Consider the following 26,216-nt stretch of genomic DNA (forward strand, 5'->3'; position numbering starts at 1 on the left):
GCCCTTTCAAAAATTTATAGTAGGCCACGAATGCGGCGGATGGCTTCGATGATGTTCTCGGTTGAGTTCGCATAAGAAAAACGCAAATATCCTTCGCCCCAAGCGCCGAATGATGTCCCCGCAACGGTCGCGACACCTGCATCGTTCAGGAATTTATTTTGTGCTTCGACAGCAGTCATACCCGTGCCCTCAATGTTGGCAAAGGCATAGAATGCGCCAGCGGCATCAGGGCAGCGTACACCAGGCAGGGCGTTGAGGTCACGCACGATGACTTCACGCCGCGCATCGAATTGAGCGACCATGCTGTGCACAGCAGTTTGCGGTCCATTCAATGCTTCCATCGCCGCAAATTGTGTCGCGGCATTGACACAAGAATGATCGTTGATGCACAGGCGCGTGACGTGATCGACCATAGAGTCCGGCCAAACGGCATAGCCAATGCGCCAGCCTGTCATGGCGTAAGTTTTCGACCATCCATCCAGCATGATCAGTCGATCTCTGATTTCGGGATATTGCAAAAGACTGACATGTTCGCGCCCGCCATAAAGCATGTTGGAATAGATCTCATCGGACATCAACGCCACATGGGGATGCTCTAGCAGCCCCGCGACCAGCTTATCGATTTCCACCTTTGGAGCCACGCCGCCTGTTGGGTTGGCGGGGCTGTTGATGATGATCAATCGTGTTTTGTCGGTGATTTGGGCAAGCACGGCTTCGGCGGAAAAGGCAAACCCGTTTTCTTCTTTCAGCGCCATAGGCACAGGGGTCGCCCCTGAATAGTTGATCACGCTTTCATAAATTGGAAAGCCGGGGTTGGGGTAAATGATTTCCACGCCAGGTTGGCCGAACATCGTGATGGCAAAAAACATTGTCGGCTTTCCTCCGGGGACAACGACAATATTTTTCGGATCGACCTCGACATTATGACGACGGTGCAAATCTGCGACCACAGCTTCGCGCAGTTGCGGCAGGCCGTTTGCAGGCGTGTAGCCGTGATGCCCGTCACGTAAGGCCTTGATACCCGCTTCGACGATATTTTCAGGTGTTTGAAAATCGGGTTGGCCGATTCCAAGATTGATGATGTCGCGCCCTTGCGCCGCCAAGTTTTGAGCGCGTGCTAAGACTTCGAAAGCGGATTCTGTTCCAAGCCGTGACAAGCTGTCGGCAAATTGTAGTTGAGCCTTCATACCGCGATCCTCCCTTTGCGTCAGCCGAAGCATCGGACGCGAATTGTGCATATTGTGCGTTGCCATATGAATATGCATTTTGGTATACCAAATTCAAGCAATCAGTTTGCGTAACGCGACTTTGATTTTAAAATTTCACATAGATGGGACGGAACATGAGCGGAATTAAACAAACAATTGGCGTGATCGGTCTTGGATCGATGGGGTTTGGCGTGGCACAATCTGCTCTGCGCGCTGGGCACACCGTTCACGGTTTTGATATCAATCCCGCGCAAGTCGAGCGTTTTCAGTCACTTGGTGGTGCATCAGGGACGATAGAGGACGTGGCTGGCGATCTTGATGCCGTGGTGATCATTGTTTTAAACGCAGCGCAGACTGAAACCGTTTTGTTCGGGCCAAATGGAATTGCCGCAAAACTGCGCAAGGGGGCTGCGATTTTGTCGAGCGCCACTGTAGCGCCTGATTTTGCACGCGATATGGAAAAACGTTGTCAGGATCTCGGGCTGCTGTATTTGGATGCACCAGTGTCCGGTGGCGCAGGTCGCGCCGCGACAGGTGAGTTGTCCGTGATGTCATCGGGCAGTGCAGAGACATATGAAGCCCTCGCGCCAACGCTTGATGCGATTGCCTCTAATGTCTTTAAACTGGGCGATAGCGCGGGCGCAGGCTCGGCGATGAAGGCGGTGAATCAACTGCTGGTTGGCGTGCAAATTGCCGCCTGCGCAGAGGCGATGACCTTTGGCATCTCGCAAGGCATTGAACCTGAATTGATGATTGATGTGATCAGTAAATCTGCGGGCACCAGCTGGGCGCTGGAAAATCGTGGGCCTAAAATGGCCGCGGCTGATTATACTCCCGCGAGCTTGATCAACATTTGGCCAAAAGACCTAGGGATCGTGCAAGATATTTCGCGCGGGTCACAGTTTGCCACGCCGATCGCGTCAGCCGCTTTGCAAGTGTATTTGACGGCACAGGGTATGGGGCTGGGGCTTGAGGATGACTCGGCCATCACCAAAGTTTACGCCGCTCAATCCAACATTACATTGCCGGATCCAAAATCATGAAACCTGTTTTAGGCTGTATTGCAGACGATTTCACTGGTGCGACGGATTTGGCGGGCTTGCTGTCTCGTTCTGGTGTCGCTGTTCGATTGCGGTTGGGCGTGCCCAGCACGCCACCCACAGATACTTCAGCGTTTGAAGTGATTGCACTGAAATGTAGAACCGCGCCCGTTGATGAAGCCGTCGCCGAATGTCGCGCAGCGCTGGCATGGCTAAAGGCAGCTGGTGCAGAGCGCTTTTTTTGGAAATACTGTTCGACATTCGATTGCACACCCGAAGGCAATATAGGTCCCGTGGCTGAGGCTTTGATGGCTGATATAGGTGCGAAGCAAACGATTTATTGCCCCGCATTTCCAGAAAATGGGCGCTCTATTTATATGGGCAATCTGTTTGTCGGACAGCAGCCTTTGGCGGAAAGCCCAATGAAAGACCACCCGCTGACGCCGATGACAGATAGCAACTTGATGCGATTGTTGACGCCACAAGTCACCAAGCCTGTTGGCCTTGCCGCACAGCGTGCCGTGGCGAAAGGTACGGAAATGCTGCGCAGCGAACTTGCAGCATTGCGGGACGAAAAGGTCGCGCATGTTGTTGTCGATGCTGTTGCAGATGCCGACTTAAGCACCATCGCCGAAGCGTGTTGGGATATGAAGCTGATGACGGGGGGCAGTGCTATCGCAATGCCTTTGCCGAGCATCTATGTCAAACATGGGCTTTTACCCAGTAATGCGCCTGCTGCCGTCAAGCCTAATTTGCCTGATGAAGCTGTCATCCTGTCTGGCAGTTGTTCCAAAATGACACGGGCACAGGTGGCTGCTTATAGTTTGTTAGCGCCTAGTTTCCGCCTTGATCCGATTGAATTGGCCGAGCACGGGGTAGGTGCAGCCTTGCGCTGGTTGGCAGATCAAGATTTGACAACGGCTCCTTTGATTTATGCTTCGGCTGAGCCAGATCAGGTACGTGCTGCGCAAGACGCCTTGGGAGTTGCACGCGCGGGGGCAATTGTCGAAGAGGCTTTGGCCGAACTTGTTATTGCCGCCCGTAATCAAGGCGCAAGACGCATTATTGCGGCGGGTGGTGAAACCTCTGGGGCGATTGCCTTGGCGCTGGGCATTTCAGACTTGGCCATTGGTGCAGAAATCGCTCCCGGTGTGCCGTGGTGTTATGCTGTATCCGATGGACATGATATTGCTATTGCATTGAAATCGGGCAATTTTGGCACAGAAACATTCTTCGCAGATGCTTTGAACGCATTGGAGCAATCATGACCACAGAATCGCGTTTACGTGAACAGATTTGCGTTCTTGCCAAGTCGATGTTTGATCGCGGCTTGACCGGTGGTAGCACAGGCAACATTTCTGCACGCACGCAAGACGGCGGGCTTTTGGTGTCGCCAACAGGCACGAGCTTTGGGCGTCTTGATCCGGCCACGCTTAGTCGGTTTGACGCAAAAGGCGTGCTGATTGGTGGTGATCAACCAACCAAAGAAATGCCCCTTCACTCGGCGTTCTATGACACGCGTTCATCGGCGGGCGCTGTGGTGCATTTGCATTCGTGTCATTCGGTGGCCTTGTCTATGTTGCCTGATGTTGATCCTGATAATTTCATCCCACCTGTGACGCCATATGCGATTATGAAACTGGGAAAAGTCAAATTGTTGCCGTTCTTTTTGCCGGGTGATCCTGCGATGGGGCAGGCCGTGCGTGGACTTGCGGGAAAACGCTCAGCGGTGATGTTGGCCAATCACGGACCTGTGGTCGCGGGTAAGGATATTGAGGCGGCCTGCAATGCGATTGAGGAACTGGAAGAAAGCGCTAAGCTTGCGTTTATGCTGCGCAGCATGAAGACCAATATATTGACGGATCAGCAGGTTAAAAATGTTGTCCAAAAATTTGATGTGGAGTGGGATGCATGAGATTATCTGCCAATCTAGGCTTTCTTTGGTCGGATCGCTCGCTCCCCGATGCGATCCGTGCGGCGAAGGCTGCGAGATTTGATGCGGTGGAATGTCACTGGCCTTATAATACTGAAATAAAGGACATATCGGATGCACTGGCAGAGACAGGTTTGCCAATGCTTGGCTTGAACACCAGTCGAGGTGACACATCAAAAGGCGAAAATGGACTGTCGGCTTTGGTCGGGCGTGAGGCTGACGCCCGCGTGGCCATCGACGAAGCATTGGCTTATGCATCTGCGTTAAATGTCCCGAATATTCATGTCATGGCAGGCTTTGCATCTGGGCAGGCTGCCCATGAGTTTTTTGTCGAGAATCTCACATATGCGTGCAAAAATGCTGCGCAGCATGGCATCACAATTTTGATTGAACCTTTGAATAAATATGATGCCCCAAATTACTTTTTGTCGACCACTGAACAGGCGAAAAAAGTGATCTGGGACGTAGGCTTGCCGAACCTTAAACTGATGTTCGATTGCTACCATGTGCAGTTGATGGAGGGCGACATTGGGCACCGCTTGGAAGCTTTGCTGCCACTGATTGGCCATATCCAATTTGCGTCTGTGCCCGATCGTGGCACGCCCGATCATGGTGAGTTGAATTACGCACATGTTTTTCAAGTTATTCGTGAACTTGGTTACATCGCGCCACTTGGTGCTGAGTACAAGCCGAACGGCGATACAGATGCCTCTCTAGGGTGGATGAAAACACTTTTGACCTAAGCCGCCGTCGGAGCCAAAGTCACAGGCCGCGTTTGAGCCAAGTGTCCATGAGCGATCGAATTGGGTTGAACTTGATTTGAAACACGGCTTGAGTGTGATTCAAGCAACGGTTTTTGCATCCACTTTTATGGTGCAACTATTGTTTTTGAGTTTTCGTGTGCTCGGTGTAGTTAGCGCTAACAATTGAGCTTGCGAGCAAAAATAGCTTGTGGACGGACTATTTAGGGACAGACAAACATGCGCGAATGGTGGCGGGATGCCGTAATTTATCAGATTTATCCACGGTCTTTTCAAGACGACAACGGTGACGGTGTCGGCGACTTGAAAGGGATCACGCGCAGATTGGATTATGTGGCGTCCTTGGGTGTTGATGCGATTTGGTTGTCGCCATTTTTCACATCGCCAGACAAAGACATGGGCTATGACGTGTCCGATTACACCAGCGTCAATCCGCTGTTCGGCACAGTCGAAGATTTCGATGAACTGGTCGCAAAAGCGCACGCGCTTGGTTTGAAAGTGATCATCGATCAGGTCTTGTCGCATACGTCTGATCAACACCCTTGGTTCATTGAGAGCCGCAAGGACAAAACCAATCCAAAGGCCGATTGGTATGTCTGGGCTGATCCGAAAAAAGATGGTACGCCGCCCACAAACTGGCCGTCTGTCTTTGGCGGGTCCGCATGGATGTTTGACGCGCGTCGTCGCCAGTATTATCTGCACAACTTCTTGGTCTCGCAGCCTGATTTGAACTTTCATAACCCTGAGGTTGTCTCGGCTTTGATCGACGCGATGCGGTTCTGGTTGGAGCGCGGCGTTGACGGTTTCCGTCTGGATACCGTGAATTTCTATGTGCACGACAAGAAACTGCGCGACAATCCTGCGTCAAATTGGGACAGCTTTCCGGGCAATCCTTATGAGGCGCAAACGCATCTGTTTTCCAAAACCCAGCCTGAAAACATCGAGGTTTTGCAGCGGATTCGCGCGTTGATGGATGAATTCGATGATCGCATGTTGATTGGCGAAGTGGGCGAAGACGGGTTGCGCCAAGTCGAGGTCATGGGCGAATACACCTCTGGCGGTGATAAATTGCACATGGCTTATTCCTTTGCCATGCTCAGCCACGACCATCATCCAAATCATTTCAAAAACTGCATCAATGAGTTCTTGAACAAGGCGCCTGATGGCTGGCCTTGCTGGTCCTTTTCAAACCACGATGTGCAACGCCATGTCACGCGTTGGGCCAACACGCCCGAGCTACAAAACACGGTGGCGCGCCAAGCGATCAATATGTTGATCAGCTTCCCTGGTGCATTGGGCATCTATCAAGGTGAAGAGCTGGGGCAAATTGAAACAGACATCGAATTCCATGAGCTGCGCGATCTGGGCTACATCGATTTTTGGCCTGATAATAAAGGGCGCGATGGCTGTCGCACACCGATGGTTTGGGATGCGTCTGAGACTCATGCAGGCTTCACAACCGGTGATCCGTGGTTGCCTGTCAAAGCCCCACAAATTGCGAAGGCTGTGTCAGGGCAAGAGGCTAAGAACGACAGCGTACTGTTGGCATATCGCACGGCGCTGGCATTCCGCAAAGATCGAGACGAGCTTCGTTTTGGTGAGACCTCATTTCCAAGTGTCGCTGATCCGCTTTTGGCCGTGAGCCGAACTTTGGATGATGTGAGACTTGTTGGTATTTTTAATCTGTCTGACACCGCACAGTCTATACCTTTGGCTGGGGATGCAAAACAAGTTGGCGAAGCGCATGCAGATGTCGTGGGAACAACTTTGAAGTTGCCCGCTTTCGGCTTTGCATTCTTTGAAACAACTAACGCAGCTAAGGTCTTTGGCTAAAGAAAAAACATTATGTGATGGACCTTTGAGGATTTGCGCAACAATATTACAAATATCTGAATGATTGCGTTGCTCTGTTTGCTTCAGAGGATTTGTGTCGGAAACCTGTAAAGAAAGATCGTTGATACATGCCAAACCCAGATATCCGAACCGATGATCTTAGAGCTGCCTTGCCTCACGATGTGGCGCAAGATCTTATTTTGGCTCGGTTGACTGATCCTTTCGGGTTTCTTGGCTTGCGGGCGCATGCAGACGGGTTTGCGTTGAATGTTTTTGTACCTGACGCGGATCGATGCATTTGTTTGACGGGCAAAAAAACGCGCATAGAAATGGCACCTGTGCCTTTCGCACCGGGTCTGTTTTGCGTTTTGTTGCCCAAAGATGTGCCCTACCAAATCGAAGCCCAATTTGGTGAAGCGCAGTGGGTGTTTCATGACCCTTATGCTTTTGGCAGCAGTTTGACGGCAGATGATCTTCACTACTTGGGTGAAGGCTCGATGAACCGCATTTGGGATGTCTTGGGCGCCACGCCGATGTCTCATGAAGGTGTGGATGGCGTGCGATTTGCAGTTTGGGCGCCAAACGCACAGCGCGTTGCCGTTGTCGGGGATTTCAACATTTGGGACAGCCGCAGACATGGAATGCGCAGGCTTGGACAATCGGGGGTTTGGGAGCTTTTCGTGCCGGCGTTAAAGGCAGGTGAAGTCTATAAATATGCGATCCGTGGCGCGGATGGGCGGGATTTGCCACTCAAAGCCGATCCAATTGGATTTGGTTCAGAGCATCCGCCGAAAACCGGATCTATCGTGCGTGAGATCAAAACCCACGATTGGGCCGATGACGCGTGGATGAGCACCCGCGCCAAGGCGCAAAACATTGACGCGCCGATTTCAATTTATGAGGTCAATCTGGCCAGTTGGAAGCGCGCGGATGGCAATCGTCCGCTGTCTTATATCGAGTTGGCAGATCAATTGGTTGATTACGCAGCCGACATGGGGTTCACTCATATCGAATTGATGCCGATCACAGAACACCCCTTTGATGGCTCTTGGGGCTATCAACCGATTGGCATGTTTGCCCCGACAATTCGCCACGGCACACCAGAAGAATTTCGCGCGCTTGTCACGGCTGCGCATGGTAAGGGTCTTGGGGTTTTACTTGATTGGGTGCCTGCGCATTTCCCAACAGATGAACACGGCCTTGCGCAATTTGATGGCACTGCGCTGTATGAACACGGCGATCCGCGTGAGGGGTTCCACCAAGATTGGAACACACTGATCTATAATTTTGGCCGCATCGAAGTTGCCAATTACATGCGCTCTAATGCACTGTATTGGTTGGAAGAGTATCACCTTGATGGATTGCGTGTCGATGCCGTGGCATCGATGCTTTACCGTGATTATTCGCGCAATGATGGTGAATGGGTGCCCAACAAAGATGGCGGGCGCGAGAATTATGAAGCCATCGCATTCTTGCAGGGCGTGAACACGCTGGTCTATGGCGAAGTCCCCGGCATCATGACTGTGGCCGAGGAAAGCACGGCCTTTCCGAGAGTGTCGACACCGGTGGATCACGGCGGACTTGGGTTTGGGTTCAAATGGAACATGGGGTGGATGAATGACACCCTGCGTTACATGGAAGAAGACCCGATCAACCGCAAATACCACCACCATTTGCTGACCCATTCTATCAGTTATGCCTATACAGAAAATTTTGTTTTGCCGATCAGCCATGACGAAGTGGTGCATGGCAAAGGGTCGATGATTGATAAAATGACCGGCAATGCGTGGGAACAATTTGCCAACTTGCGTGCGTATTATGGGTTCATGTGGACACATCCGGGCAAAAAGCTGTTGTTCATGGGGCAAGAGTTTGCGCAGCGCAAAGAGTGGAACCACAATCAAAGTTTGGATTGGCATCTACTGGACGCGCCTGCACATGCGGGCATCCAACATTTGGTGCGCGATCTGAACAAGCTCTACCGCTCTGTGCCTGCGCTGCATGTGAATGACACGCGCCCCGCTGGTTTTGGCTGGATTGAGGGCGCAGATGTTGAAAATTCCATTTACGTTTACGTGCGCCACGGCAAAGCGGGCGATCCGCGTGTTGTGACGATTTTGAACATGACGCCTGTTGAACGCACGGGGCACCGCGTTGGCTTGCCCAGCGGTGGGTACTGGCGCGAGGCGATTAATACTGACGCTGAAATTTACGGCGGCGGGGGGCGTGGGAATCTGGGAGGAGTCCAAGCCCAAGACATTGAATGGATGGGCCAAGCCCACTCTGCAGAGCTGACATTGCCACCTTTATCGGCAGTGATTTTAATTGAAGGGGAGGAGACATAATGAAACCGACACCGAACCAGCGCTTGTCGAACCGCGCGATGGCATTTGTGCTTGCGGGCGGACGTGGCAGCCGTTTGAAAGAGCTGACAGACAATCGCGCAAAACCTGCTGTTTATTTTGGCGGCAAAACCCGTATCGTCGATTTTGCACTGTCCAATGCGCTCAATTCCGGCATACGCAAAATGGCGATTGCAACACAGTACAAAGCCCACAGTTTGATCCGTCACTGTCAACGTGGTTGGGGCTTTTTGCGCGCGGAACGCAATGAATATTTGGATATTTTGCCCGCGTCACAGCGTATTTCCGAAGAAAAATGGTACTTGGGGACGGCTGATGCGGTCACGCAAAATATCGATATTATAGATAGTTATGGTGTTGATTTTATTGTTATCTTGGCTGGAGATCATATCTACAAGATGGACTATGAAATCATGCTGCAACAGCATCTTGATCAAGGGGCTGATGTGACCATCGGCTGTTTGACTGTGCCGCGTATGGAGGCCTCTGCTTTCGGTGTGATGCATTGCGACGCAAAAGACCGCATCACACAATTCTTGGAAAAACCTAGCGACCCGCCTTGTATTCCGGGGGATCCGGATCACGCTTTGGCGTCTATGGGTATTTATGTGTTCCGTTGGGATTTCTTGCGTGAAATGTTGCTTGAGGACATGAACGATACAAATTCGAGTCATGATTTTGGCAACGATATTATTCCCAAAATTGTCAAAGGTGGCAAAGCCATCGCGCATCGATTTGAAGACAGCTGCGTCACAAGCGGGCTTGAGGTCGAACCATATTGGCGTGATGTCGGAACGATTGATGCGTTTTGGCAGGCCAATATCGACCTGACGCAATTTACTCCGCCACTGGATTTGTATGACAACACATGGCCGATTTGGACCTATTCCGAAAGTGTGCCGCCCGCAAAATTCATTCATGACGAAGATGATCGCCGTGGTATGGCTGTATCCTCTTTGATTTCGGGGGGCTGCATCGTTTCAGGATCTGAAATTCGTGAGTCTCTGTTGTTCACAGGCGTGCGCAGTCATTCGTTTTCGTCCTTGGATCAGGTGGTGGCCCTGCCTTATGTTCAGGTCGGACGGCAAGCCAAGTTGAGCAAATGTGTCGTAGATCGCGGCGTGATTATTCCTGACGGTCTGGTCGTGGGCCAAGATCCGATTGAGGATGCAAAATGGTTCCGTCGCACAGACGAAGGCACTGTTTTGATCACGCAGTCGATGCTTGATAAACGGGCATCCGTGTTGGAGTGATGAAAATGCGCAATGTTCTGTCAGTGACCTCTGAATGTGTTCCCCTCGTGAAAACGGGGGGGCTTGCGGATGTGGCGGGGGCTTTGCCTGCAGCTGTGGCGGCCCATGGATGGGACATGCGAACGCTTTTACCTGCCTATAAGGGCCTGATCAAAAAGGCAGCTGCGCGCAAGGTGTTGTGGCAAATGGATGATCTGTTCGGCGGGCCAGCACGGGTGCTGCAAGGCAGAGCCGGGGGCAATGTTATTTTGCTGCTCGATGCGCCGCATTTGTATGACCGCGAGGGTGGCCCATACGGGAACCCGACGGATTTCGTTGATAACGCTCAGCGCTTTGCCGCGCTTTCTTTTGTCGCCGCACAGATTGCCCGCGAGGGTTTAAGCGATGGGTGGCGGCCACAAGTTGTACATGCTCATGATTGGCAAGCGGGCCTTGCACCGAGCTATCTAAAATACGGTGCGCCATGTGATGTGGGCACTGTCATGACGGTGCATAATATCGCGTTTCAAGGTCTCGCGCCTGCGGCGATGCTTGGGGCGTTGGATCTGCCTTTGGCGGGGTTCAATTCCGATGAGTTGGAATACTGGGGGCAGATCAGCACGCTCAAAGCGGGCTTGGTGCACGCCGACGCAATAACGACTGTTAGCCCGACATATGCGGCAGAATTGATGCGGCCTGAATTTGGTATGGGATTAGAAGGCGTTCTGGCGGCGCGCTCAGGCGAGCTGTCTGGTATTTTAAACGGCATTGATGTGGACGTTTGGAACCCCGAAACGGACCCAGAGATCACGCCTTATTCTGCCAAATCGTTGGCAGGCAAAAAGAAAAACCGTGCGGCGCTTATGGCTGAGTTTGGCCTGTCTAAGACCAATGGTCCTTTGGCGATTGTGGTCAGCCGATTGACCTCGCAAAAGGGCATGGATTTGATCGCAGGCGCTGCGGATACGTTTATCGCAAACGGCGGCGCTTTGGCCATTTTGGGCAGTGGTGACCCACAAATCGAAGACGCGCTGCGGTTGTTGATGCGCAACCATCCCGGCAAAGTGGGTTTGCGGATAGGTTATGACGAGGCGCTGTCGCATCGGATGTTTGCAGGTGGTGATATTGTCTTGGTGCCATCCCGATTTGAACCTTGCGGCCTGACGCAACTTTACGGATTGCGCTATGGCACAGTGCCGGTGGTCGCGGCGACAGGGGGCTTGGCGGATTCTGTGGTGAATCAAAACGTGGCGGCATCCCAATTGGGCGTTGCAACAGGCTTTCAATTTCATCCTGTTGATCAATTGTCGTTCGCCTATTGTTTGAAAAGCGTCACTGAAGCCTTTTCGAACACATCAGACTGGACACGGCTGCAAAAGCGCGGGATGAACCAAGACTTGGGCTGGGGCGCTTCTTCTGCGACCTATGCCGCCCTTTATGAACGAGTTGCCAAGTGATCTTTGATCTCAAACACGATCTGCCGACTAAGCTTAAAAACCATTCTATGTCAGCAGGGCGACCCAGCCCTATCGGGGCCACCTATGACGGGCAGGGCGTCAATTTCGCCGTATTCTCTGAACATGCTGAAAGGATCGATCTGTGTTTGTTTTCGGATGACGGCAAGCATGAGATCGCGCGTATTCCGCTATTGGAGCGTGATGGCGACGTCTGGCATATCTATGTCGCGGGTTTGAGCCCCGGTACGCGTTATGGTTACCGCGTTCATGGGCCGTATAAGCCTGAAGAAGGTCACCGGTTTAACCCCAATAAATTGTTACTCGATCCCTATGCCAAGCGCCTGTCAGGTGATTTGATTTGGGACGATGCAATCATGGGGTATACGATCGGAGCTAAGGAGAACGACGTCAGTTTTGATACTCGGGATTCAGCACCTTATGTGCAGCGTAGTGTTGTTGTGGATCCGAGTTTTCAGTGGGGCGATGATCGTCATCCTGAAACGCCATCGTCAGACACAGTGATTTATGAGGCCCATGTCAAAGGCATGACGGCTGAATTCCCTGATCTGCAAAACACGCAGCGTGGTAAATTTTTGGGCATGTCATCCGAACCTGTTTTGGAGCATTTAACCAAACTTGGCATCACCACGGTGCAGCTTATGCCTGTGCACGCGTTCTTAGACGATAAGTTTTTGCTAGAGGCTGGCCTGACCAATTTCTGGGGCTATCAGTCGATGGGATTTTTCGCGCCAGAACCACGCTATATGACCCAAGAAGGCATCTGGGAATTTCAAACCATGGTGCGCAGGTTTCATTCCGCTGGCATCGAGGTAATCTTGGATGTGGTGTACAATCATTCGGGCGAGGGCAACGAGTTTGGGCCAACGCTGTCATTCAAAGGTCTCGACAACAAATCATACTATCGTTTGTCCGAAAATGAACGCCATTACATCAACGACACAGGCACCGGCAATACGTTGAACGTGCGCCATCCGATGGTGTTGCGTATGATCATGGACAGTCTGCGCTACTGGGTCGAAGTCATGCATGTCGATGGGTTCCGCTTTGATTTGGCCACTGTGCTGGGACGCGAAGCTGAAGGGTTCAATCGCAAGGGCGGGTTCTTGGATTCGCTTGGACAAGACCCCGTGCTGAGCAATGTGAAATTGATCGCTGAGCCTTGGGACATCGGCCCCGGCGGTTATCAGCTAGGCAATTGGCCGCATCCGTTTTTAGAGTATAACGACAAATTTCGAGATGACATGCGCAAGTTTTGGCGGGGCGATCAGGGCATGATGCCTTTGATCGGTCGCCGTCTTTTGGGCAGTGCGATGACCTTTGATCATTCTGGGCGGGCGGCAACCAGTTCGATCAATTTTGTCACCTGTCACGATGGTATGACCCTGCGCGACACCGTCAGCTACAACGTCAAGCATAATGAGGCCAATGGCGAAGACAATCGCGACGGCAAAGACGACAATTATTCGGACAACATGGGCGTTGAAGGCCCCACGGATGATCCCGCCATCAATGCCGCGCGCGCCCAACGCCAGCGTAATTTCCTAGCCTGTTCATTCCTGTCACAAGGTACGCCGATGATTTTGGCTGGCGATGAGATTGGCAACACGCAAAACGGCAACAACAACACCTTTGGCCAAGACAACCCCATCGGTTGGGTCAATTGGGGGGATGCAGATGAAGGCTTGCTCGCTTTTGTTCAAAAGCTGACAAAACTGCGCCGCGATCACAATGTTTTACGCCAATTGCGGTTCTTGCACGCGCGACCACGTCTCAAAGATGGCAAGCCAGATGTGTTTTGGCGCATGCCCAATGGCATGCCGCCAACCCGTGCCGAGTGGGAAAGCCCTGAGACCAAAACCATTTGCACCGAAGTGCGTACATCTTACGGCACGCCTGAATACCGTGCCTCTGACGATGTGCTGTTTTTGGTGATCAACAATGATGGCGATGTCGAAGTCACATTGCCTCCATGTGCTGATGATATGACATGGGAATTGATTCTTGATACATCTGCACCCGATGCGGGTGCGCAATGCGTCACGGGCGATAACGCACTCATTCGGGCCGCTTCGGTCTGTGTCTTCGCGCTGATGCCTGCCACTTAATTTTGCTAAAGGATTTCTACGATGACGAAAAAAACGATCAATACCGCACCGATAGAAGGTCAAAAACCGGGAACGTCGGGCTTGCGTAAAAAATGCCGTGTTTTCATGACAGAGCATTACCTAGAGAACTTTGTCCAAGCCATTTTTGATGGCATTGGCGGGGTTCAAGGCAAAACCTTGATCGTTGGTGGCGACGGGCGTTTTTACAACGACAAAGCCACGGAAATTATTCTGCGCATGGCTGCGGCCAACGGAGCGGCAAAAGCCATCGCAGGGCAAAACGGTTTGCTGTCAACGCCTGCTGCGTCGCATTTGATCCGGTCGATGAAAACGGACGGCGGCATCATCCTGTCAGCCAGTCACAATCCCGGCGGCCTCGATGAAGACTTCGGCATCAAGTTCAACATGGCCAACGGTGGACCAGCGCCTGAAAGCGTCACAGACGCGATTTTCGGTGTGACCAAATCGATTAAAGAATACCATATCTTTGAGGGTGGCTCCGTTGATCTGTCCGTGATTGGCGCTGCAACTCTTGGCGATATGCAAATCGAGATCGTTGATCCGGTCTCGGCCTATGTTGATTTGATGCAAAGTCTGTTTGATTTTCCCGCCATTGGCAAAATGATCGCGGGCGGCACGGCCATTCGCTTTGACGCGATGAATGCCATCACGGGACCATATGCTTCTGCGATTATCGAAGACCTGTTGGGGGCCGCCAAAGGCTCTGTCGTGCATGGCACACCACTGCCTGATTTCGGCGGTATGCACCCTGATCCCAACCCGACTTGGGCCCATGAGTTGATGGATGAAATGATGGGGGAAAACGCACCAGCTTTCGGTTGTGCTTCTGATGGTGACGGCGATCGTAATATGATCGTTGGTCCCAATTGTTACGTCAGCCCCTCTGATAGTCTTGCGGTGATTGCCGCCAACGCCACCGTGGCACCGGGGTATGCTGGGGGTCTCAAAGGCGTTGCGCGCTCAATGCCTACGTCGGCGGCTGTGGACCGTGTGGCTGATGCGCTTGGCATCGCATGTTACGAGACGCCAACAGGATGGAAATTCTTTGGCAATCTGATGGACGATGGCCGCGTGTCTTTGTGTGGCGAAGAAAGCTTTGGTACAGGCTCTGATCACGTGCGGGAAAAAGATGGTGTTTGGGCTGTCCTGATGTGGCTTAACATCATGGCTGCTACAGGCAAATCTGTGCCTCAAATCATGCAAGATCATTGGGCCAAGTTCGGTCGCAACTACTATTCACGCCACGATTTTGAAGCGATTGAAAGCGACAAGGCCGATGCGATGATTACCGCGTTGCGCGGTGCTTTGGCGGGTCTGAAAGGTCAAAGCTTTGGTGCGCTCACAGTCGAGGCGGCGGATGACTATTCCTACCTTGATCCGGTGGATGGCAGTACCTCTGCGCATCAAGGTGTTCGGGTTGTGTTTGAAGGTGGCGCGCGTTTTGTCGTGCGCTTGTCTGGCACTGGCACAAGCGGCGCAACGCTGCGGCTCTATGTTGAAAAACTGGACTTGAACGATTTCGATCAAGACCCGCAAGACGCCTTAGCTGATGTTCTCAAAGCGGCACATACGATCATTCAGATTGAAGAGTTCTCTGGCCGTACGGCGCCAGATGTCATCACATAAGCTGTTGTAAATACGTTAATATTCGAATGAAGAAGAGCGCGCTCACACTCAGGTGTTGGCGCGCCCTTAAATTTTAGATCTCGAAAGAATTAAACTTCGAGAGGCTTGTCACTACGTGTCCATGCGAGTGGTTTGAACACTTCGTCAACAGGTGTTTCTGCGACGTGGTTGATGTAGTTCGACATGGTTTTTTGAGCTAGACCCAAGATCACGTCAAGCACCGCGCGGTGGCCATAGCCTGCGTCGAAGAAAGTTTGCATCTGTGCCTCAGATACGTTGCCGCGTGCGCGAACCATTTGAACAGTGAACGTGCGCAGAGCTTCGAGTTTCGCAGTTGGCAGCGGCGTTTCTGTGCGCAGTGCTTCTGTGATCTCATCAGACACTTTCATCATTTTTGCGATGCCTGTGTGTGCTGGAACGCAGTAGTGGCACGCGTGCTCAACGTTGATCGACTGCCAAACAACTGTCAGCTCATCCGCATCAAAGTCAGTTTCAGTGAAGAGTTTGTGAAGGATTTGGTAGCCTTCGTAAGCTTGTGGGCTTTCAGCCAAAACTTTGTGCAAGCCTGGCAGGCGGCCGAACGCTTTTTGTGAGTTTTCCAAGAAAGGCTTGGACGCTTCTGGAGCCGTTTCGAGGTCGTGTGATGGGAAGTTCAACATCTGAATATCTTTCATAAAGTTTGTATATTGCATCTTTATGCTTTATTGAGTGATCACTCAAGTATATAATTGAGCAATCGTTCAACAATTGGTGATCCAATGCCCCGCAAACCGAATTATGACAGGACTGACCTGATCAACCGCTCCCGTGATCTGTTTTGGCAACGCGGCTGGGCGGGCACCTCTTTGAAAGATCTGGAAGCTGTTTTGCACATGAAGCCCGGCAGTTTTTATGCTGCCTTTGGATCCAAAGACGCTTTGTTCGAGCTTGCTATGGCTCAATATGCAGCGGATGGGCTGGCGCGCATCAATGCGTTGGTTGAAAAACATGGCGCGCTCAAAGCGCTGCAACGCTTTCCTATGATGGCCATAGACAATGACGATGCGCCCGCGAAAGCCTGTATGTTGTCCAAAACTTTGTTAGAGCTTCAAGCGCACAAGCACCCATTGGCAAAAGAAGCCAATCAGCATCTGCTGCGTATGGAGGGCAGTTTTGCCGACCTCTTTGCACAGGCGCAATCATGTGGTGACATTGATGATGCGCATGACCCCAAAGTGCTTGCACGGCGATATCAGTCGGACCTTTTGGGTTTGCGTGTATCTGCCGAGCGTGAAGGTTGCGATGCGCGCGCTATCGCAACAGAGATCGCCGACAGCTTGGCGCGTCTTTGACCTTCCAGATGCATGCCGTAGAAAATGCGAAGGATGGCGTGGGCAACGCTCTGCGTCGCTGCGCGTGATGTCTTTGTGTCTCAACCATGACGGTTTAAAAATCACGCTTTTTAGATTTTACAAAAGGTTTCCGGCAAAGGATTGAATTTTTGCGCGCGGCAAGTTTAAATTGCTATGGTGGAAAATAGGGAGAGGTTTCATGTCTGATAGCGGTATAAAGAACATGGAGCAATTTGCCGCGATCAGTGGGATTTCCAGACCGACCGTTTCCAAATATTTTAATGACCCCGATAGCGTACGCCGATCTTCGCGCGAACGCATTGAAGCCGCGATAGATAAATATAATTATCGACCCAACATCTATGCGATGAACCAAAACAGAGCGATGACCAAAAACATTGGTATCGTTGTGCCTCTGTTGTCGGATACGTATTTTGCCGAAATTGCACGGAACCTTGAACAGCATTGTATTGACGCAGGATATCGGCCGACGATGTTCAGTTCGCACGGCGATCCAAAGTTTGAAGTCGAAATCCTCGACAACCTCCGTTCGCTCAAACCCGCGGGTGTGTTGATTGCGCCATTAGGCCGCGCGTCAAATCGAGATGTCCTTGAAAAATTCTGCGAAGATGTACCGACGCTCATATTTGATAGTAAAGTCGGAGAAATAGGGATCGAATTTGTTGGCTCTGACAATGTGCAGTTTGCGAGAGACATTACAGATTACTTATGTCGTTCGGGTGAGCCGCCGTGCTTTTTTGAGATGAAGACACCTGCGAACCCGAATGCGCACCGTCGCCGCCAAAGTTATTTAGATGCTATGGCTTCGTTCGGGTTCGAGCCGCAGGTGATCTCTATCGAAGGAGAAGGCTGGGCTTTTGAAGAAATCGGGTTCCGAGGTGCGAACGATGCCTTGGCCCGTAAGCTGTTTTCAACGAACACCATCTTGTGCAGCAATGACCGCTTGGCCATTGGCTTTTTGACAGCCTGTTACGAAAATGGACTTTCTGTTGGCCGCTCAGAAGGGGATGCGATTCGGGTTGCGGGGCAGGATGGTCATCGGCTGACTCGCTATACTTGCCCCCCATTGACAACGGTTTCGCACAACTATGAAGCTGTCTCATTACAGGCGGCAAAGGCCTTGTTTGCTGCTATTGATGGCGAAGAAAATCCTTGGAAAAGCACGCGGATAGAAGGAAAGTTGATCTTGCGTGCGTCAGCTTAGCTGCCATATATTTTACGCGCGTAAAATATTGATTGACGCGAGCATAGTTTATCCCCTACCTTGATTGGACTACATCTAATCAGGGAGGATTTCAGATGTCTTTGAAGAATACACTTTGTGCGGCAACCGCGCTTACACTGGTCACGGCGACTGGTGCGATGGCGGCAGACCCCACAGCAACAATCACCATCGCGACAGTAAACAACGGCGACATGATCCGTATGCAGGGCTATACAGATCAGTTCACCGCAGAAACTGGCATTGCCGTTGACTGGGTGACATTGGAAGAAAATGTTTTGCGCCAACGCGTCACAACTGACATCACCACCAAGGGTGGCCAGTTCGACGTTATGACAATCGGCATGTATGAGACACCGATTTGGGGTGCAAACGATTGGCTTGTGCCACTGAACGACCTGTCAGCTGAATACGACGTTGACGATATCTTGCCAGCAATGCGCAATGGCCTGTCACATGACGGCACACTTTATGCAGCACCATTCTACGGCGAAAGCTCAATGGTTATGTATCGCACAGACCTGATGGAAGCTGCTGGTCTAGACATGCCAAAAGACCCAACTTGGCAGTTCATCCGCGAAGCGGCTGCAGCCATGGATGACCCTGCAAACGACGTAAACGGTATCTGTTTGCGTGGTAAAGCTGGTTGGGGCGAGGGCGGTGCCTTCATCACGGTCACAGGTAACTCATTCGGCGCGCGCTGGTTTGATGAAGACTGGAACGCTCAGTTCGATCAACCTGAATGGTCTGACGCTCTGAACTTCTACGTTAACTTGATGAACGACTACGGTCCTGAAGGTTACGCGACAAACGGTTTCAACGAAAACCTGTCTTTGTTTAACCAAGGCAAATGTGGCATGTGGATTGACGCGACTGTTGCGGCATCCTTTGTGACTGGCGACGATTCAACAGTGAAAGACTCTGTCGGTTTCGCTTTGGCTCCAAATGCTGAAGGCATCGAGAAGCGTTCAAACTGGCTTTGGGCATGGGCTCTTGCGATCCCAGCAGGTACACAGCAAGAAGCTGAAGCGAAGACTTTCATCGAATGGGCAACATCTAAAGCCTACATCGAATTGGTTGCGGCAAATGAGGGTTGGGCAAACGTTCCTCCAGGTGCGCGTACATCATTGTACGAAAACCCAGAGTACCTGAAAGTGCCTTTCGCGCAGATGACTCTGGACTCAATCAACGCTGCTGATCCAAACAACCCAAGCGTCCAGCCGGTTCCATATGTTGGTATCCAGTTTGTTGCTATTCCTGAGTACGCAGGCATGGCGACTGAAGTAAGCCAAGAATTCTCTGCGGCTTATGCTGGTCAACAGACTGTTGAGGAAGCGCTTGAGAAAGCTCAAGCGATTACCAATGACACTATGGAAGCCGCTGGCTACCGCTAGGAGCTCCTCCTGATCGAAGGGCGGGCGCTGAGTTCGCCCTTCGATTTATTTGGTCTCCCCCCCAGTTTGCTTTTACGACTCAAATTAGTGTGCTCGCCATAATTCAGCGCGCTCGCGAAAGGTGAAGTTTCCAATGGCTACCAAAGCATCCCGTTCCGCTGCTCGTATTATGATGGCCCCTGCCGTTGTCCTTCTTTTGGGATGGATGCTGGTGCCGCTTATATTGACGCTCTGGTTCTCGTTTACAAAATATCTTCCGATGCGTGGCGATAGCATCGAACGTGGCCTTGATTGGGTCGGGTTTGACAACTACGCACGCTTCTTATCATCCAGCGCTTTCTGGCCCTCAGTTCAAACCACTCTCGTTATGGTGGGCGGCGTTTTGATCATCACATTGGTGTTCGGCATTTTGCTCGCAATGCTTCTTGATCAACCGATTTGGGGGCAGGGCATCGTCCGTATCCTCGTGATCGCGCCGTTCTTTGTTATGCCAACAGTGTCCGCACTGGTTTGGAAAAACATGATGATGGACCCGGTCAACGGTATATTTTCGCATCTGTGGCGTTTCTTTGGGGCCGAACCGATTGCCTGGTTGCAAGACGCGTCTCTGACCTCAATCATTATGATTGCGTCATGGCAGTGGTTGCCTTTTGCGACACTGATCTTGCTGACGGCGATCCAATCTCTTGACAGCGAGCAACTCGAAGCCGCTGAAATTGATGGTGCTTCGCCTTTAAGCAGGTTTTTCTATATCGTGCTTCCGCACTTGGGGCGTGCCATTACGATTGTGACCCTCATCCAGACGATCTTTCTTTTGTCGATCTTTGCTGAGATCTTTGTCACAACCGGCGGTGCTTTTGGGACGCGTACACTGACATTCCTCATCTTCCAACGTGTCATCGACAGCCAAAATATCGGACTTGGATCCGCAGGCGGCGTCTATGCCATCATCCTAGCCAATATCGTTGCTATCTTCTTGATGCGCATCGTTGGCAAAAATCTAGATTAGTAGGGGCAGACATATGGCACGTATGACATCAACACGTCGCAAGATCATTACGACCGCCGTGGCATGGGCTATCGGCTTAGTGATCTTCTTTCCAATCTTCTGGACCATTCTCACCAGTTTCAAAACCGAAGCTCAGGCGATCAACGACCCGCCTTTGTTTTTCAACTTTGACTGGACGCTGGAAAACTATATTTCGGTTCAAGAGCGATCTGATTATCTTCGTTTCTTGTGGAACTCGGTGGCCATTGCTGGCGGATCAACTCTGCTTGGCACCTTGATAGCCATACCTGCAGCATGGTCCATGGCCTTTGTACCTTCTGTTCGCACGAAAGATATCCTTCTGTGGATGTTATCAACGAAGATGCTTCCTGCGGTTGGCGTTCTCTACCCGATCTCGTTGATTTTTGTTCAGTTCAATCTGCTGGACACAAAGCTCGGTCTGATTGTGGTGCTTATGCTGATCAACCTGCCGATCATTGTATGGATGCTTTACACATATTTCCGCGAGATTCCGGGGGAAATTCTTGAGGCCGCACGTATGGACGGCGCGAAATTGCGCCAAGAGCTTTTTTATGTGCTCACGCCTATGGCCATTCCTGGCATCGCGTCGACCTTGTTGCTCAACTTCATTCTGGCTTGGAACGAAGCCTTTTGGACGCTCAATCTGACTGCCGCCAAAGCGGCGCCTTTGACAGCCTTTATTGCCAGCTATTCTAGCCCTGAAGGTCTGTTCTTCGCGAAGCTCAGTGCGGCCTCTACAATGGCGATCGCTCCAATTCTCATCCTTGGCTGGTTCAGCCAGAAACAACTTGTCCGCGGCCTGACTTTTGGCGCGGTGAAATAAGGAACCTTGCTCATGGGACAAATCGAACTCAAACAAGTGACCAAAAGCTTTGGCAATACCCAAGTCATTCCGCCACTTGATCTCACCATTCACGAAGGTGAATTCACAGTCTTCGTCGGACCATCTGGTTGCGGCAAGTCAACCTTGCTGCGTTTGATTGCAGGATTGGAAGACATCTCGTCTGGCCATATCGAAATTGACGGCACGGATGCGACGTCATTGGTGCCTGCCAAACGCGGGCTGGCGATGGTGTTCCAATCTTATGCGCTTTACCCGCATATGTCGGTGCGCAAAAATATCGCATTCCCGTTGAAAATGGCGAAGATGGATCAGGCTGAAATCGACAAACGCGTCAATGCGGCTGCCGAAGTTCTGAACCTGAAAGACTACATCGATCGTCGCCCAGGTCAGTTGTCTGGTGGTCAACGCCAGCGTGTTGCCATTGGCCGTGCGATTGTACGTGAACCTTCAGCTTTCTTGTTCGACGAACCGTTGTCAAATCTTGATGCGGCTTTGCGTGTGGGCATGCGTTTGGAAATTTCCGAACTGCACAAACGCCTGAAAACTACGATGGTTTACGTGACACACGATCAGGTTGAAGCCATGACAATGGCCGACAAAATTGTGGTTCTGCAAGCCGGTGTGATCGAACAGATCGGCAGTCCGCTTGAGTTGTATCGCACGCCGCGCAATGTCTTTGTTGCTGGCTTTATTGGGTCACCTAAAATGAACCTGATCACAGGTGAAGAGGCGGCCAAATACGACGCGCATACAATCGGCGTGCGCCCTGAACACATCGATGTTGTTGATGGCGAAGGTGAATGGAACGGAACTGTTGGCGTGGCTGAACACCTCGGTTCTGATACATTTTTCCATATTCATAACACAGGCTTAGGTGAAATGTTGACGGTCCGTGCCATTGGGGATGTTAGCCTCAAACACGGTGATAAAATTGGATTGAATCCGCGTAAAAATGAAATGCATCGGTTTGATGCCGCGGGTCTAAGGATTGCGTGAAATGAAGCTCAATAATGCCAACCTCGACGATCTTCCTAAAGACGTCTTGCGTCCAAACTATGATCGCAACGCCCTCACGCCGGGCATTGTCCACATCGGGGTCGGTAACTTTCACCGTGCGCATCAGTCGTGGTATTTGCATCGGCTGATGCAGCAAGGTGAGGCGCTCGATTGGGCTATCGTTGGCGCGGGGGTTCGGTCTTATGACGCCGATATGCGCGCACGACTTGCAGCGCAGGACTATATGACGACTTTGATCGAATTGTCTCCACAAGGGCAATCGATGGAAGTGGTTGGTTCGATGATTGATTACGTGCAGATCGAAGATGGCAACGGGGCGTTGATCAACCGGATGGCGCAGCCTGACATTCGTATTGTCGCGCTCACGGTCACCGAAAGTGGCTATTATATCGATCCCGTCACCCAAGCCTTTGATACCGCACATCCCGATATCGCTTATGATGCGGAGCACCCTGACGCCCCGCGCACGGCATTTGGAGCGATGGTTGCAGCTTTGAAAATGCGCCGCACTGCAGGCACAGGTCCGTTTACGGCGCAAAGCTGTGACAATCTACAAGGCAATGGCGATGTTTTGCGTCAAACCATTATTGGCCTTGCGCGCCTTCAGGACCCTGATTTGGCCGATTGGATTGGAGAAAGTTGTAGCTTCCCGAATTCGATGGTCGATTCTATTGTGCCGTCCACTGGACCTGCTTTGATTGAGGCCGCGCGCGCAGCGGGCGTTGATGACACAGCTCCTGTGAGCCATGAAAATTTCCGTCAATGGGTGATAGAAGACGATTTTTGTGCTGGTCGCCCCGCGTGGGAAAAGGTTGGCGTGACCTTTACAGATAACGTGCATGCCTTTGAGACGATGAAAATTCGCATCCTGAATGCGGGTCATCAAGTTATCGCCAATGTGGCAGAGGTTCTATCGGTTGAGACGATTTCTGACTGTATGGAGCATCCGCTGATCGCTGGGTTGTTCGAAAAAGTTGCCCTAGACGAGGTTGTTCCGCATGTCGAGGCCGTTCCTGACATGACGCCAGAGAACTATGTCACTTTGATCAAGTCTCGTTTTTCAAATTCAAAAATCCGCGATACGACTCGTCGCGTGGCTTATGACGGCAGTGCGCGCCACCCCGGTTTTGTTTTGCCATTGGTGCGCAAAGCCATCGACAAGGGCACACCGCTAGACGGCTTTGCCTTGGTCGAGGCCGCTTGGGCACGCATGTGTCAGGGCACACGTGAGGACGGCAGCCAGATTGAGCCGAACGATCCAATGTGGGACGCACTTCATGCGACGGCTGAAGTCGCGCGCTTGCGCCCGCAGGCTTGGCTTGATCAACAGTCAATCTATGGTGATTTGGCGCAAAACCCTGCATTTGCAGCGGCTTTCGATCATTGGTTGGGCATGATTTGGAACGATGGACTGAGCGCGGCTTTGGCAGCCTATTGTGAGGTCTCTGACGCCGGAGATTGTGATGGCCTAAGAGCATGACGACCTTTCAGGCTGATGTTGAAGCTGTTTGTGCCATGGCGCGCGCAGGATCGACTGATAGCGGCAGAACCGTGATCGGTATCGCAGGTCCGCCCGCGTCAGGAAAATCAACTTTGGCCGAAGCTGTTGTCACTGCGTTGAATGATGCGGCCAAGGGGGATGTCCCGTTGGCCGCACTCGTGCCTATGGATGGCTACCATCTAGATAATGCTATCTTGAAGGCCAAAGGGCTTTTTGACCGTAAAGGTGCACCAGAAACATTTGATGCGCATGGGTTCTGTGCCGCTCTTGGCCGTTTGCGAGATCAATCCCACGAGCTGTTCTTTCCGCGGTTTGATCGCGGAATAGATATGTCGGTTGCGGGGGCACTTTCCATCCATCCCCAAACGCCCATTGTCGTGGTCGAGGGCAATTACCTTTTGCTCGAATCCGCCCCTTGGTCGTCGTTGAAAGATCTCTTTTCTGCGACTGTTTTTGTCTCTCCGGCACGTGAGGTCTTGCGTGCCAGGTTGCTGCAACGCTGGATTGATCATGGACATTCGCCTGAGGCTGCATTGCAACGCGCCAGCGGCAACGATCTGCCCAATGCTGAACGCATTTTGGATGAAAGCGTGGCGGCTGATTTGATCTTGCATCAAAGCGATCTTGATTGAGAAAGATCATCAAAGACGCAGGAATGTCGAGACATACGTGTCAACATAATCCGCTAAACTGGCTGAGATCGCACCATAGTGCTCAAGCGCTTCAATTTCACTAAAATGGAAAAATGTAGCTGAAAATGGAACGACTATGCGTCCCTTTCCAAAAGGGGTTTGGTGGAGCCTAGGGGAGTCGAACCCCTGACCTCTTGCATGCCATGCAAGCGCTCTACCAACTGAGCTAAGGCCCCTGAAACCAGTGCATTCCGCGCTAAATTGGCGGGTCTGCGGCGGGCTATATCGCCCTGCCGCGTTAGGTATTGCGACTCAGCTTGGAGTTCAAGCAAAAAGTCGACTTAGACGCGATTTTACTCGTCGTCGTCCGAGGCAACGTCAGCGATTTCATCGAGTGAAACGTTGTCGTCATCGTCGTCTTCTAGCAAGTCATCATCGATATCGATGTCTTCATCGTCATCGACGACCAACAGCTCGTCCACTTCATCGACTTCATCTTCGACAGGCGCTTTTTTCTCGGCTGCTTCAACGCGCGATTTATTGTTCGCGTCAAAGGTCACCACTTCGCCAGTGTATGGCGAAACAATTGGGTCCTTGTTGAGGTCGAAAAATCGTTTACCGCTTGTGGGGCAGAGGCGCTTTACGCCCCATTCTTCTTTGGGCATGACAATCCCTTTCGTCGTGTCGTTCCATTTCGGAGATGACGCGCCATGCCATATCAATTGGGGCGTGTCAAAGGCTTTTCGGGTTTCAAGGTGTTTTGGGTGTGGTCTGTTGGCTTGCGCGCAGGTATTCTTGGGCGAAGGCCCACATCAGGGCTTGGCACACCCCTTAGCCCCTCAGACAGGCGCGCGACAATGGATCAAGCAATCTTAGATGGCGACCCCCCTGTATCCGTCGTGTTGCGACGCTCGGCGCGCGCACGCAGGCTGTCTTTAAGGGTGTCGCGTTTGGACGGGCGTGTGACGCTGTCTTTGCCTCCGCGCGCCAGCGAACGGGCGGCGATGGCTTTTTTACGCGAGAAAGAAAGTTGGATTCGCGACAATCTAGAACAGCTGCCTGTGGGACGTGTCGCCTCGATTGGATCGACTGTGCCGTTCCTTGGTCAAGACGTGTCGGTGGTCGTGGGAACTGGACGCGCAGCCCGCCTTGAGGGGGACAGGTTGTTGGTGCCAAATGCGCCCAATATGGTCGGTCCACGGATTGAAGCGTTCTTAAAATTGCAGGCTAAAACCTATCTGCGTGCAGCCTCTGATAAATACGCCAAAGCCTTGGACACAGATTATGCGCGTCTGACCATTAGAGACACTCGATCGCGTTGGGGGTCTTGTACCAGTGACGGCAATCTTATGTATTCTTGGCGACTCGTGATGGCGCCGATAGCTGTGCTTGATTATGTCGCCGCTCACGAGGTTGCGCATCGCTTGGAAATGAATCACTCTGACCGATTTTGGACGCATGTCGCACGGGTTTGCCCAGACTATGCGATGCACCGTGACTGGCTGCGTACCGAGGGGCAAGTTTTGCATGCGTGGCAGTTTAAAGGCTTAGACGGTTCAAACGGCGCTTAATTGGTCACGCTTGACGCTTTTGAACCGGTGAAAATAATAGGGCAATTGACGTT

At 51.8% G+C, this 26,216-nt stretch carries 22 protein-coding genes and 1 tRNA gene; 19 read left to right on the plus strand and 4 right to left on the minus strand.

The genetic code is table 11. The annotated features are described in order from the left end of the window. Positions 1-14: 14 nt before the first annotated feature. On the minus strand, positions 15-1,187 hold the full coding sequence (locus KO497_RS17285) for a pyridoxal phosphate-dependent aminotransferase (protein WP_215945210.1): 1,173 nt from the start codon (positions 1,185-1,187) through the stop codon (positions 15-17). Between the two features lie 155 nt (positions 1,188-1,342). On the opposite strand from KO497_RS17285, the gene ltnD reads away from it, so the two are divergent. The 10 genes from ltnD (at position 1,343) to KO497_RS17335 (ending at position 15,600) form a co-directional block, all read left to right on the plus strand. Continuing rightward, entirely contained in the window at positions 1,343-2,251 is a 909-nt protein-coding gene (gene ltnD, locus KO497_RS17290) for an L-threonate dehydrogenase (RefSeq protein WP_215945211.1), read from the plus strand. Then, on the plus strand, positions 2,248-3,516 hold the full coding sequence (gene otnK / locus KO497_RS17295) for a 3-oxo-tetronate kinase (RefSeq protein WP_215945212.1): 1,269 nt from the start codon (positions 2,248-2,250) through the stop codon (positions 3,514-3,516). Before ltnD ends, otnK begins: the two co-directional genes overlap by 4 nt. Beyond that, entirely contained in the window at positions 3,513-4,163 is a 651-nt protein-coding gene (otnC, locus tag KO497_RS17300) for a 3-oxo-tetronate 4-phosphate decarboxylase (protein WP_215945213.1), read from the plus strand. The genes otnK and otnC overlap by 4 nt, the downstream gene beginning before the upstream one ends. Next, positions 4,160-4,924 carry a hydroxypyruvate isomerase family protein gene (locus KO497_RS17305; RefSeq protein ID WP_215945214.1) on the plus strand — a complete coding sequence of 255 codons (765 nt, stop codon included), beginning with the start codon at positions 4,160-4,162 and terminating at the stop codon, positions 4,922-4,924. The genes otnC and KO497_RS17305 overlap by 4 nt, the downstream gene beginning before the upstream one ends. 237 nt (positions 4,925-5,161) lie before the next feature. Further along, entirely contained in the window at positions 5,162-6,775 is a 1,614-nt protein-coding gene (locus KO497_RS17310) for an alpha-amylase family glycosyl hydrolase (protein WP_215945215.1), read from the plus strand. Positions 6,776-6,903: 128 nt separating this feature from the next. Beyond that, positions 6,904-9,120 (plus strand): 1,4-alpha-glucan branching protein GlgB, encoded by a 2,217-nt coding sequence (gene glgB, locus KO497_RS17315; RefSeq protein WP_215945216.1) that lies wholly within the window; start codon positions 6,904-6,906, stop codon positions 9,118-9,120. Further along, positions 9,120-10,391, plus strand: coding sequence for a glucose-1-phosphate adenylyltransferase (glgC, locus tag KO497_RS17320; RefSeq protein ID WP_215945217.1), 1,272 nt, complete (start codon positions 9,120-9,122; stop codon positions 10,389-10,391). The genes glgB and glgC overlap by 1 nt, the downstream gene beginning before the upstream one ends. A gap of 5 nt (positions 10,392-10,396) precedes the next feature. After that, positions 10,397-11,827: a glycogen synthase GlgA gene (gene glgA / locus KO497_RS17325; RefSeq protein ID WP_215945218.1), complete on the plus strand. Its 1,431-nt coding sequence runs from the start codon at positions 10,397-10,399 to the stop codon at positions 11,825-11,827. 47 nt (positions 11,828-11,874) lie between these two features. After that, positions 11,875-13,953, plus strand: coding sequence for a glycogen debranching protein GlgX (glgX, locus tag KO497_RS17330; protein WP_215945292.1), 2,079 nt, complete (start codon positions 11,875-11,877; stop codon positions 13,951-13,953). A 21-nt stretch (positions 13,954-13,974) separates the two neighbouring features. Continuing rightward, positions 13,975-15,600 (plus strand): alpha-D-glucose phosphate-specific phosphoglucomutase, encoded by a 1,626-nt coding sequence (locus KO497_RS17335; protein ID WP_215945219.1) that lies wholly within the window; start codon positions 13,975-13,977, stop codon positions 15,598-15,600. A gap of 89 nt (positions 15,601-15,689) precedes the next feature. On the opposite strand, the gene KO497_RS17340 is transcribed toward KO497_RS17335, so the two are convergent. Further along, complete coding sequence (locus KO497_RS17340) at positions 15,690-16,259, minus strand: carboxymuconolactone decarboxylase family protein (protein ID WP_215945293.1); 570 nt, start codon at positions 16,257-16,259, stop codon at positions 15,690-15,692. A 99-nt stretch (positions 16,260-16,358) separates the two neighbouring features. Here KO497_RS17340 and KO497_RS17345 point away from each other — a divergent pair, with 99 nt between their 5' ends. The 8 genes from KO497_RS17345 (at position 16,359) to KO497_RS17380 (ending at position 24,592) form a co-directional block, all read left to right on the plus strand. Next, the gene (locus tag KO497_RS17345) at positions 16,359-16,931 is read left to right on the plus strand and encodes a TetR/AcrR family transcriptional regulator (protein WP_215945220.1); all 573 of its coding nucleotides are present in this window, start codon (positions 16,359-16,361) and stop codon (positions 16,929-16,931) included. Between the two features lie 199 nt (positions 16,932-17,130). Next, positions 17,131-18,156: a LacI family DNA-binding transcriptional regulator gene (locus KO497_RS17350; RefSeq protein WP_215945221.1), complete on the plus strand. Its 1,026-nt coding sequence runs from the start codon at positions 17,131-17,133 to the stop codon at positions 18,154-18,156. Positions 18,157-18,251: 95 nt separating this feature from the next. Further along, a complete protein-coding gene (locus KO497_RS17355) occupies positions 18,252-19,568 on the plus strand; it encodes an ABC transporter substrate-binding protein (RefSeq protein WP_215945222.1) in 1,317 nt (438 codons plus the stop codon). 133 nt (positions 19,569-19,701) lie between these two features. Beyond that, the gene (locus KO497_RS17360; RefSeq protein ID WP_215945223.1) at positions 19,702-20,577 is read left to right on the plus strand and encodes a carbohydrate ABC transporter permease; all 876 of its coding nucleotides are present in this window, start codon (positions 19,702-19,704) and stop codon (positions 20,575-20,577) included. Positions 20,578-20,590: 13 nt separating this feature from the next. Further along, entirely contained in the window at positions 20,591-21,421 is an 831-nt protein-coding gene (locus KO497_RS17365) for a carbohydrate ABC transporter permease (protein WP_215945224.1), read from the plus strand. Positions 21,422-21,433: 12 nt separating this feature from the next. Continuing rightward, positions 21,434-22,438 (plus strand): ABC transporter ATP-binding protein, encoded by a 1,005-nt coding sequence (locus KO497_RS17370; protein ID WP_215945225.1) that lies wholly within the window; start codon positions 21,434-21,436, stop codon positions 22,436-22,438. A 1-nt stretch (position 22,439) separates the two neighbouring features. Continuing rightward, positions 22,440-23,939, plus strand: coding sequence for a mannitol dehydrogenase family protein (locus KO497_RS17375; RefSeq protein WP_215945226.1), 1,500 nt, complete (start codon positions 22,440-22,442; stop codon positions 23,937-23,939). Next, the gene (locus KO497_RS17380) at positions 23,936-24,592 is read left to right on the plus strand and encodes a nucleoside triphosphate hydrolase (RefSeq protein ID WP_252729770.1); all 657 of its coding nucleotides are present in this window, start codon (positions 23,936-23,938) and stop codon (positions 24,590-24,592) included. The genes KO497_RS17375 and KO497_RS17380 overlap by 4 nt, the downstream gene beginning before the upstream one ends. A 160-nt stretch (positions 24,593-24,752) precedes the next feature. Here the strand turns inward: KO497_RS17380 and KO497_RS17385 are convergent. Together KO497_RS17385 and KO497_RS17390 are read right to left on the minus strand one after the other, a co-directional pair. After that, positions 24,753-24,828, minus strand: a tRNA-Ala gene (locus tag KO497_RS17385). 117 nt (positions 24,829-24,945) lie between these two features. Beyond that, complete coding sequence (locus KO497_RS17390; RefSeq protein WP_215945227.1) at positions 24,946-25,257, minus strand: TIGR02300 family protein; 312 nt, start codon at positions 25,255-25,257, stop codon at positions 24,946-24,948. Positions 25,258-25,449: 192 nt separating this feature from the next. Here KO497_RS17390 and KO497_RS17395 point away from each other — a divergent pair, with 192 nt between their 5' ends. Next, positions 25,450-26,163 carry a M48 family metallopeptidase gene (locus KO497_RS17395; protein WP_215945295.1) on the plus strand — a complete coding sequence of 238 codons (714 nt, stop codon included), beginning with the start codon at positions 25,450-25,452 and terminating at the stop codon, positions 26,161-26,163. Positions 26,164-26,216 lie beyond the last annotated feature (53 nt).

Origin of the sequence: Pacificibacter marinus, assembly GCF_018860665.1 — a bacterium.
In the GTDB taxonomy this organism is placed as follows: Bacteria; Pseudomonadota; Alphaproteobacteria; order Rhodobacterales; family Rhodobacteraceae; genus Celeribacter; species Celeribacter marinus_A.

Excerpts from the sequence above, each read along its gene's own strand:
- KO497_RS17285 (WP_215945210.1), bottom strand. The coding sequence starts at position 1,187 with ATGAAGGCTCAACTACAATTTGCCGACAGCTTGTCACGGCTTGGAACA.
- ltnD (WP_215945211.1), top strand. The coding sequence starts at position 1,343 with ATGAGCGGAATTAAACAAACAATTGGCGTGATCGGTCTTGGATCGATG.
- otnK (WP_215945212.1), top strand. The coding sequence starts at position 2,248 with ATGAAACCTGTTTTAGGCTGTATTGCAGACGATTTCACTGGTGCGACG.
- otnC (WP_215945213.1), top strand. The coding sequence starts at position 3,513 with ATGACCACAGAATCGCGTTTACGTGAACAGATTTGCGTTCTTGCCAAG.
- KO497_RS17305 (WP_215945214.1), top strand. The coding sequence starts at position 4,160 with ATGAGATTATCTGCCAATCTAGGCTTTCTTTGGTCGGATCGCTCGCTC.
- KO497_RS17310 (WP_215945215.1), top strand. The coding sequence starts at position 5,162 with ATGCGCGAATGGTGGCGGGATGCCGTAATTTATCAGATTTATCCACGG.
- glgB (WP_215945216.1), top strand. The coding sequence starts at position 6,904 with ATGCCAAACCCAGATATCCGAACCGATGATCTTAGAGCTGCCTTGCCT.
- glgC (WP_215945217.1), top strand. The coding sequence starts at position 9,120 with ATGAAACCGACACCGAACCAGCGCTTGTCGAACCGCGCGATGGCATTT.
- glgA (WP_215945218.1), top strand. The coding sequence starts at position 10,397 with ATGCGCAATGTTCTGTCAGTGACCTCTGAATGTGTTCCCCTCGTGAAA.
- glgX (WP_215945292.1), top strand. The coding sequence starts at position 11,875 with ATGTCAGCAGGGCGACCCAGCCCTATCGGGGCCACCTATGACGGGCAG.
- KO497_RS17335 (WP_215945219.1), top strand. The coding sequence starts at position 13,975 with ATGACGAAAAAAACGATCAATACCGCACCGATAGAAGGTCAAAAACCG.
- KO497_RS17340 (WP_215945293.1), bottom strand. The coding sequence starts at position 16,259 with ATGTTGAACTTCCCATCACACGACCTCGAAACGGCTCCAGAAGCGTCC.
- KO497_RS17345 (WP_215945220.1), top strand. The coding sequence starts at position 16,359 with ATGCCCCGCAAACCGAATTATGACAGGACTGACCTGATCAACCGCTCC.
- KO497_RS17350 (WP_215945221.1), top strand. The coding sequence starts at position 17,131 with ATGTCTGATAGCGGTATAAAGAACATGGAGCAATTTGCCGCGATCAGT.
- KO497_RS17355 (WP_215945222.1), top strand. The coding sequence starts at position 18,252 with ATGTCTTTGAAGAATACACTTTGTGCGGCAACCGCGCTTACACTGGTC.
- KO497_RS17360 (WP_215945223.1), top strand. The coding sequence starts at position 19,702 with ATGGCTACCAAAGCATCCCGTTCCGCTGCTCGTATTATGATGGCCCCT.
- KO497_RS17365 (WP_215945224.1), top strand. The coding sequence starts at position 20,591 with ATGGCACGTATGACATCAACACGTCGCAAGATCATTACGACCGCCGTG.
- KO497_RS17370 (WP_215945225.1), top strand. The coding sequence starts at position 21,434 with ATGGGACAAATCGAACTCAAACAAGTGACCAAAAGCTTTGGCAATACC.
- KO497_RS17375 (WP_215945226.1), top strand. The coding sequence starts at position 22,440 with ATGAAGCTCAATAATGCCAACCTCGACGATCTTCCTAAAGACGTCTTG.
- KO497_RS17380 (WP_252729770.1), top strand. The coding sequence starts at position 23,936 with ATGACGACCTTTCAGGCTGATGTTGAAGCTGTTTGTGCCATGGCGCGC.
- KO497_RS17390 (WP_215945227.1), bottom strand. The coding sequence starts at position 25,257 with ATGCCCAAAGAAGAATGGGGCGTAAAGCGCCTCTGCCCCACAAGCGGT.
- KO497_RS17395 (WP_215945295.1), top strand. The coding sequence starts at position 25,450 with ATGGATCAAGCAATCTTAGATGGCGACCCCCCTGTATCCGTCGTGTTG.